General features: G+C 76.3%; 9 protein-coding genes and 1 pseudogene. 3 read left to right on the top strand and 7 right to left on the bottom strand.

Going from position 1 to position 7,337, the window contains the following annotated elements:
- The 4 genes and pseudogenes from IE321_RS39890 to IE321_RS39875 form a co-directional block, all read right to left on the bottom strand.
- Positions 1–567: pseudogene (locus tag IE321_RS39890) on the bottom strand (UL36 very large tegument protein); the annotation flags it as partial.
- A gap of 137 nt (positions 568–704) precedes the next feature.
- Complete coding sequence (locus IE321_RS39885) at positions 705–1,100, bottom strand: PPOX class F420-dependent oxidoreductase (RefSeq protein ID WP_190226543.1); 396 nt, start codon at positions 1,098–1,100, stop codon at positions 705–707.
- A gap of 11 nt (positions 1,101–1,111) precedes the next feature.
- The gene (locus IE321_RS39880) at positions 1,112–2,350 is read right to left on the bottom strand and encodes an alginate lyase family protein (protein WP_229916802.1); all 1,239 of its coding nucleotides are present in this window, start codon (positions 2,348–2,350) and stop codon (positions 1,112–1,114) included.
- 41 nt (positions 2,351–2,391) lie between these two features.
- Positions 2,392–2,781, bottom strand: a complete 390-nt coding sequence (locus tag IE321_RS39875) for a winged helix-turn-helix transcriptional regulator (RefSeq protein WP_190226542.1) — start codon at positions 2,779–2,781, stop codon at positions 2,392–2,394.
- A 66-nt stretch (positions 2,782–2,847) separates the two neighbouring features.
- Here IE321_RS39875 and IE321_RS39870 point away from each other — a divergent pair, with 66 nt between their 5' ends.
- Positions 2,848–3,519 carry an NAD(P)-dependent oxidoreductase gene (locus IE321_RS39870; RefSeq protein ID WP_190226541.1) on the top strand — a complete coding sequence of 224 codons (672 nt, stop codon included), beginning with the start codon at positions 2,848–2,850 and terminating at the stop codon, positions 3,517–3,519.
- Positions 3,520–3,556: 37 nt separating this feature from the next.
- On the opposite strand, the gene IE321_RS39865 is transcribed toward IE321_RS39870, so the two are convergent.
- Together IE321_RS39865 and IE321_RS39860 are read right to left on the bottom strand one after the other, a co-directional pair.
- Complete coding sequence (locus IE321_RS39865) at positions 3,557–3,856, bottom strand: hypothetical protein (protein ID WP_190226540.1); 300 nt, start codon at positions 3,854–3,856, stop codon at positions 3,557–3,559.
- 118 nt (positions 3,857–3,974) lie between these two features.
- The gene (locus IE321_RS39860; RefSeq protein WP_043223993.1) at positions 3,975–4,226 is read right to left on the bottom strand and encodes a helix-turn-helix domain-containing protein; all 252 of its coding nucleotides are present in this window, start codon (positions 4,224–4,226) and stop codon (positions 3,975–3,977) included.
- A 52-nt stretch (positions 4,227–4,278) separates the two neighbouring features.
- On the opposite strand from IE321_RS39860, the gene map reads away from it, so the two are divergent.
- Together map and IE321_RS39850 are read left to right on the top strand one after the other, a co-directional pair.
- Positions 4,279–5,046 carry a type I methionyl aminopeptidase gene (gene map / locus IE321_RS39855; protein WP_190226539.1) on the top strand — a complete coding sequence of 256 codons (768 nt, stop codon included), beginning with the start codon at positions 4,279–4,281 and terminating at the stop codon, positions 5,044–5,046.
- A gap of 70 nt (positions 5,047–5,116) precedes the next feature.
- Positions 5,117–5,629: a hypothetical protein gene (locus IE321_RS39850; protein WP_190226538.1), complete on the top strand. Its 513-nt coding sequence runs from the start codon at positions 5,117–5,119 to the stop codon at positions 5,627–5,629.
- 9 nt (positions 5,630–5,638) lie between these two features.
- Here IE321_RS39850 and ggt read toward each other — a convergent pair.
- A partial coding sequence (gene ggt / locus IE321_RS39845) for a gamma-glutamyltransferase (RefSeq protein ID WP_229916800.1) occupies positions 5,639–7,337 on the bottom strand: 1,699 nt, incomplete at its 5' end.

Here is a 7,337-nt window from a genome sequence, read left to right as displayed (position 1 = left end):
GCTCGTCACCGTCGCCCTCGTCAACGCCGCCCGCGCCGGTGCGGGCGGCGGGCTCGCGTCCGGTCCGGCCGCGGGGGCCGGGGCGGCGCGGACCCGGCCGAGCCGGTCGGCGAGGTCGGCGGTGCGGGCGGCGGCGCGGGCGAGGTCGTCGCGGGTCCAGGCGAGGTCGTGCGCCAGCCGGGCGGCCTGCGCCGAGTCCGGCTCGGGGTGGGTGAGGAGCAGCAGGTCCAGCTCCCGGATCCGGGTCCCGGCGTGCCGGTGCTCCTCCTCCATCAGGGCGCGGCGGGCGGCCAGCGCCTCGGCGCCGCCGGGTCTGCGGTCGTGCGCCCCGGCGGCCGCCGCGTACAGTCCGCGGGCCGGTCCGGGGTCCTCCCCCACGTCCTGGAGGAGGGAGGCGACGACGTCCCAGGGCAGCAGTTCGGCGCCCTCCAGACAGGCGCCCAGGCCGTCGGGGTCCCGTTCGGCGAAGACGGCCCACCAGCCGCCGGCCCGCTCGGCGCGGGCGGCGAGTCCGCCCAGCCAGTGGGTGAACTCCGCCATCTCCGACGGAATGTGAGTGACCGTCATGCGCTCGCACCTGCCCCGCGGTAGAAGGGGACCTTCCGGTCCGCCGCAGGGCATTGCACCGCAGTCGTGTTACGGGACGGCTACGGACCGTTTTCCTTTCCGTGCCCCGGGGACCACATCGGTCCCGTACCGGCGGGTCACAGGGTGACGACGATGCCGGTGTGGGGGCGCTTGCCAAGCCGGGCGATCATGGCCGGCCAGTCCACGAGCCAGAACTGGTAGGTGTACTTGCGGGAGAGCAGCTTGCGCACGTGCCGCAGCTCCTCCCCGGTGACCAGCCGGGCGGTGCCGGTGACGCGGACGGCGCCCTCGGGAACCCCGCCGCGCACGTCGCAGACGGCCAGCTCGACCCGGGGGTCGTTGCGGAGCCGCTTGACCTTCCAGGAGTCGGAGCGGGTCCACACGTACACCCGCTCGCCCTCGACGGCGTACCAGACGGGGGTGGCGACGCCGGTCCCGTTCTTCCGGAAGGTGGTGAGGCGGAGGTAGCGGCCGCGCCGCAGTTCCTCGGGGATTCGTCCGTCGGTCGTCATGACCGCCGAGCCTATGCCGGGGTGGGGTTGCGGGCGTGCGTCAGGGTCTCCCAGGCGACGAAGAGGTCGTCGGTGCCGCCGGGCCGCCGGCTCGCGGCGAGCTTCGCGGTCTGCGGCAGCCGCAGGCCCATGCGGCCTTCGAGGTGGTTGAGGGCGACCTCGACGTCGGGCCCCATGGTGCGCTCGACCTTGCCGCCGCACAGCCAGCGCGGGGCGGAGGCGCCGAGCTGGTAGCGGGCGTGGAACTCCAGGGCGGCGGCGATCCGGGGGGCCTCCTCGCGGTAGAGGTCGACGCCCTGGTGCCAGGCGGTCTCGGCGATGTGGGCGGTGGCGGCCAGCGAGTAGCCGACGTGCATGAAGTTGCGGCAGGTCTCCTGGCCGAGGCCGTCGCGGTAGGTGCGCTGGCCGAACCAGTAGGTGGCCAGCTCGTCGGGGGTGTCGATGGTGCCGCCGGGCGGCGGTTTGGGCAGGGCGCCGTCGGAGGCGAGGTAGAAGTAGGCGGGCACGCGCGCGCGGTAGCGGCGCACGGACTGCTCGAAGAGGCGGCGGTCCTCCAGGAAGACGGCCATGCCGATGGCGGCGTCGGTCATCGCCAGCTCCCAGTTCCCGTTGTAGTCGGGGACGTCGGAGGTGACGGCGGGCAGATACGCCTTGCGCAGCATCCACTTGAAGCGCTGGACGGCGGCCCCGCCCCAGGCGGGGTGGCCCGCGTGCACGATGTCGGCGGCGCGGGCCCAGGAGGAGCCCGCCCAGGCGGTCTGGAGGTCGGCGTCGTCGCGGGTGTGCTCCTTGATGGTCCGCGCCCAGGCGTCCATGATCTCCACGGCCTTCGCGGCGTGCGCCGGCCGTCCGGAGACGGACCACATGAGGGCGTGGGTGTAGGCGGCGAGGGCGTCCTCGCGCTCGGCGACGCAGGCGTCGGTGCCGGCGTCGGACGCGCAGGCGACGGTCTCCGCCGGGTGCGGGACGTAGTCGGGGGCCGCGTACGCGGAGGTGCTCATCGCCCGGTAGGCGGAGGCCCAGGGCTCCTCGCCCGCCCGCACGTGGCGGCGCACGGCGTCCAGCTGGGCGCCGCCGACGAGGACGCCCGGGTGGTGGAAGCGCTCCGGGGCGGCGCCGGTCGGCGGGGCCTGCGCGGACGCACCGGAGGGGGCGCTCCCGCAGCCCGCCGCCGAGAGGAGCAGCAGCGGGCCGAGGGCGGCGGCGAGCGCCCGGAGGCGGCGCGGTCGGGTACGCGACTGAGGAGGCACGGCACCACGGTGGGGCCCCGGCCGGGCCGCCGCATCCGCTGTTACGCCACCGGGCGGTCGTCCGCGTGGGCCGCGCGGGCGTCGCCGATCTCGGCGCCGTGGGCCCGTGCCCAGGCACAGGCGGTGTCGAGCGGTCCGAGGAGCGAGCGGCCGAGCGCGGTGAGGGCGTACTCGACGCGCGGCGGGTTCTCCTCGTACGCGGTCCGGGTGAGGAAGCCGCTGCGCTCCATGGAGCGCAGGGTCTCGGTGAGGACCTTGGGGGTCACCCGCGGGAGGGCGGCGCGGAGTTCGCCGAAGCGGCGGGCGGCGCCGTCCTCCAGGCAGCGCAGCACCACGCCGGTCCACTTGTCGCCGACGCGGAAGGGCTGGACGGCGCCGTCGGCGCAGTCGGGGTCGTCGAACCGGACGCGGAGCGGGGGCGGTTGGCTCATGGGGGCGACGGTAGCGGCGCCGGTACCGTTGAAGTAACCGGTGTCCCCCGTCCTACCGTCCCCGCCATGGGAAACGACACCAGCAAGAAGATCATCGTGTTCGGGGCCGGCGGGCGGGTCGGCCGGGCGGCCGTGGCGGAGGCTGCGGCCCGGGGCCACCGGGTGACGGCGGTGGTGCGCGATCCGGCCCGCCACCCGGATCTGGGCCGGCCGGGGGTGGCGGTGGCGCGCGGCGACGTGACGGACCCGGGGTCGGTGGCGGCGCTCGCCGCCGGGCACGACGCCGCCGTGCACGCCTCCGCCCGCCTCGACGTGCCGTCGGAGGAGTACTTCGGGGCGACGGCGAAGGCGCTGCTCTCCGGGCTCACGGCGGCCCGGGTGGGCCGGCTGCTGACCCTGGGGATCGCCACCACGCTGGAGGACGCGGCCGGGGCGCGGCTGATGGACGCACCGGACTTCCCCGCCGCGTGGCGCGCCTTCGCGCAGGGCCACGTCGTGGAGTTCGACCTGCTGGCGACGGGGGCCGGACCGGACCTCGACTGGCTGATGGTGGTGCCGCCGCTGGACCTGAACGCGGAGGCGGAGCCCACCGGCGGGTACCGGACGGCGGTCGGCACGGTCGTGGACGGACCCGGCCGGATCGCGCACGCCGATCTGGCGCTGGCCCTGCTCGACGAGATCGAGACGCCCCGGCACAGCCGGGTCCAGCTCGCGGTCTCGGCCTCGCTCCCGGGCTGAGAGGGGCGCCGACCGCGGGGCGGCGGGGCGGCCGGGATCAGCCGCGGGTGGCGATCTGGCCGAGGCCCTTGGCCAGTTCCTCCGGGTTCATCACCGGGGAGTAGTGGATCCTGGCGCCGAGCCGCATGAAGAAGGGCTCCGAAATGGCCGGCAGGTCGGAGGTCTCGGCGAGGTCGAAGAAGAAGTAGCCGGTGCGGCAGCCGTTCTCGACGGTGAAGTAGGCGGCTTCGGGGTGGACGCGCCCGAGGGCCTCCCGCATGAGTTCCTGGAGGGCGCCCTGGCGGATGAGGTCGTTGGACGCCTCGGTGTTCATCTCGACCTTGAGCAGCATGCGCATGGCACAGCTCCGATCCCGGCCGGGCGGAGGCTCCCTGCGGCGGTACGCCCTCGGTCCACCCGGACGTACTCACCTCCAGCGTCCTCCCCCGGCAGGGCGCGGGCCACTCGGCGGCCGGTCAGACGGTCAGCGGCGCGCAGCGGGTGAGGAGCTCGTCCATCGACAGGTCGAGGACGCCGGCGAGGGCGGCGACGGTGAAGAAGGCCGGGGTGGGGGCGCGGCCGGTCTCGATCTTGCGGAGCGTCTCGGCCGACAGGCCGGCCGCCGCGGCGATCTCGACCATCGAGCGCTCGCCGCGCGCGTCGCGCAGCAGCCGGCCGAGCCGCTCGCCGCGCTCGCGCTCTTCCGGGGTCAGGGGGGTGCGCACCATGCCCCCACTCTACCGACCCGCACCCCATTTTCATACCGGTATAGTAATGGGCATGGTGGAGATCAAGACCGATGAGAACATGGCCGCGCTGCGCGAGGCGGGCCGCGTGGTGGCCCGCGCCCTGGCCGCGGCACGGGAGCGGGCGGTGCCCGGCGCGCCGGTCGCCGAGCTGGACCGCGCGGCCCGCGAGGTGCTGACCGGGGCGGGCGCGGACTCGCCCTTCCTGGGCTACCGCCCGGACTGGGCGCCGACCCCCTTCCCCGCCGTCGTCTGCGTGTCCGTCAACGACGCGATCGTGCACGGCATCCCGGACGGCACCCGGCTCGCCGACGGCGACCTGGTGTCGCTGGACTGCGGCGCCCTGCTGCGCGGCTGGGCCGGCGACGCGGCGGTGAGCTTCACCGTCGGCCGCGCCCGTCCCGAGGACACCCGGCTGATCGGCGCCGCCGAGGAGGCCCTGGCGGCCGGCATCGCGGCGGCCGTCGTCGGCAACAGGATCGGCGACATCGCGCACGCGATCGGCACGGTGTGCCGGAAGGCCGGGTACGGCGTCCCGGACGGCTTCGGCGGGCACGGCATCGGCCGCGCCATGCACGAGGACCCCGGCGTGCCGAACGAGGGGCGCCCCGGGCGCGGGATGCGGGTGCGCCACGGCATGGTCCTCGCCATCGAGCCGATGCTCATCGCGGGCGGCGGCGACGCGCACTACACGGCGCGGGACGGCTGGACGATCCGCACCCTCGACGGCTCCCGCGCCGCCCACGCCGAGCACACGGTCGCCGTCACGGAGGCGGGACCGCGCGTCCTCACGGCGCCGTAGCCCTGTCGGGGCACCGTCCGGGGCAGGCGCGGCCAGAGACGCTGTCGGCGGCCGCTCCTAGACTCGCGGCATGACGCGGAGACCGACGGAGCGGGCGGCGGAGCACGGCCTCGCGGCGGAGGCGCTCGCCGCCCTGGGCGAGCGGTTCGGCACGCCCCTGACCCTGGAGGCCGGGGAGGTGCCGACGCTGGTCTGGACGGACGGGCCGACCGTCGCCCAGGTCGAGGACGCGGCCCGGGAGGTCGCCCCCGGACCCGCCGCACGGTGGGCGTTCCGGCGCGGGCTGTCGGAGTCGTCGGTCGCGCTGGGGGCGCTCCGGCTGGCGGCGGCGCCCAGTCCCCTGCACTGCGGCCTGCCCCTGCCGGTGACCCCGGAGTCGGTCGCCGCCCTCTGGCGCGACACGCCCCTGCCGGCCCCGCCCACCCCGCGCGAGGAACAGCTCGCTTACGCCCTCCTGTACGAGGTCCACGACGACCACCGCGCCAACCACGTCACCCCGGGCCAGATATGCGACGGGCTGATGGTCCGGGGCGTCGCGGCGCTGGCGCGGCGGATGGGCCTGGAGGACTCGGACGGCGCCTGACGCCGGTCCTCACCGGTCCGGGCGGACGACCATCGCCGAGCCGCCGCCCCGGCGGGCGGTCTCGGCGGCCGCGAGCCAGCGGCCGTCGGGGAGCCGCTGGACACCGGTGGCGGCGCCGATCTCGGCGTTCTGCCGGAAGGCGTGCCCGAGGGCTTCCAGGGCGGGCCTGGCGGGGCTGCTCCAGAGGGCCGGTTCCAGTTCGGTCGTGGCCTGGTTGCGCTGGCTCGCGCGCGGGGCGGCGATGGCGTCGACGAGCGGCAGCCCCCGGTCGAGGACACCGGTCAGGGTCTGCAGGACGGTGGTGACGATGGTGGCGCCGCCCGGTGAGCCGAGGGCGAGGACCGGCCGGTCGTGCCGGTCGAGCACGATCGTCGGGGAGATCGAGGAGCGGGGACGCTTGCCGGGGCCGGGCAGGTTGGGGTCGTGGACGGCGGGGTTCGCCGGGACGAAGGAGAAGTCGGTCAGCTCGTTGTTGAGCAGGAAGCCGCGCCCGGGGACGGTGATGCCGCTGCCGCCGGTGGACTCGATGGTGAGCGTGTAGGCGACGACGTTCCCCCACCGGTCGGCGACCGTGAGGTGGGTGGTGTTCTCCCCCTCGTACGGGGTCGGGGCCGCGGTCCCGCCGGGCGCGCACGGCACCGGGTCGCGCGGATCGCCCGGCGCGAGCGGGCTGCCGAGGGCGGCGTCGTCGCGGATCAGGCAGGCCCGGGAGTCGGCGTACCGCTGGGAGAGCAGGCCCCGGACGGGGACGGGCTCGAAGGCGGGGTCGCCGACCCAGCGGCCCCGGTCGGCGAAGGCGATCCGGCTCGCCTCGATGAAGCGGTGGAGGTAGCCCGTCTCCGGGGCGGCGGAGAGGTCCGTCGCCTCCAGGATGTTGAGCGCCTCGCCGACGGTCGTGCCGCCGGAGGACGACGGCGCCATGCCGTACACGTCGAGCCCCCGGTAGGCGACCTTCGTGGGGGCGCGCCGGACGGTCCGGTACGCGGCCAGGTCCCGTTCCGTCAGGTCGCCGGCACGGACGACGCGTCCGGCGCCCTCGCGGACCGGCGGGGTGCGGACGGTGCGGACGACGTCCCGGGCGAGCGGGCCCCGGTAGAGGGCGCCGACGCCCTGCTCACCGAGGGTGGCGTAGGTCCGGGCCAGGTCGGGGTTGGTGACGACCGAGCCGACCTCGGGGAGCCGGCCGCCGGGCAGGAAGAGGGCGGCGGAGGCCGGGAAGTCGCGGAAGCGGGCCTCGTTGGCGGCGGTCTGCGCGCGGTAGGTGGCGTCGACCGTGAAGCCCTCGCGGGCCAGCCGCTCGGCGGGGGCGAGGAGTTCGCCGAGCGGCTTGCTGCCCCAGGCGCCGAGGGCGGTGGCCCAGGTGGCGGGGGTGCCGGGGGTGCCCACGGAGCGCCCGCTGGTCATCGCCTCCTCGAAGGGCAGCGGCGCGCCGTTCTCGGTGAGGAGGGCGGCGTCGGCCGAGGCGGGGGCGGTCTCCCGGCCGTCGACGGTGTGGACCGTGCGGCTCCGGGCGTCGTAGTGGACGAGGTAGCCGCCTCCGCCGATGCCGGCCGAGTAGGGCTCGGTGACGCCCAGGGCGGCGGCGACGGCGACGGCCGCGTCGACCGCGTTGCCGCCGCGCCGCAGCACCTCGATCCCGGCGGCGCTGGCGTCGGCGTCGACGCTCGCGACCGCGCCGCCGAGGCCGCCGGCGACAGGCACCTTGACG

Source organism: Streptomyces hydrogenans (genome assembly GCF_014656075.1).
Lineage (GTDB): Bacteria > Actinomycetota > Actinomycetes > Streptomycetales > Streptomycetaceae > Streptomyces > Streptomyces hydrogenans.
This window is presented reverse-complemented; position numbering and strand designations above follow the sequence as displayed.

Bases quoted from the DNA above. Each gene is read 5' to 3' on its own strand.
- IE321_RS39885 (WP_190226543.1), bottom strand. From the start codon at position 1,100: ATGACGACCGACGGACGAATCCCCGAGGAACTGCGGCGCGGCCGCTAC.
- IE321_RS39875 (WP_190226542.1), bottom strand. From the start codon at position 2,781: ATGAGCCAACCGCCCCCGCTCCGCGTCCGGTTCGACGACCCCGACTGC.
- IE321_RS39870 (WP_190226541.1), top strand. From the start codon at position 2,848: ATGGGAAACGACACCAGCAAGAAGATCATCGTGTTCGGGGCCGGCGGG.
- IE321_RS39865 (WP_190226540.1), bottom strand. From the start codon at position 3,856: ATGCGCATGCTGCTCAAGGTCGAGATGAACACCGAGGCGTCCAACGAC.
- IE321_RS39860 (WP_043223993.1), bottom strand. From the start codon at position 4,226: ATGGTGCGCACCCCCCTGACCCCGGAAGAGCGCGAGCGCGGCGAGCGG.
- map (WP_190226539.1), top strand. From the start codon at position 4,279: ATGGTGGAGATCAAGACCGATGAGAACATGGCCGCGCTGCGCGAGGCG.
- IE321_RS39850 (WP_190226538.1), top strand. From the start codon at position 5,117: ATGACGCGGAGACCGACGGAGCGGGCGGCGGAGCACGGCCTCGCGGCG.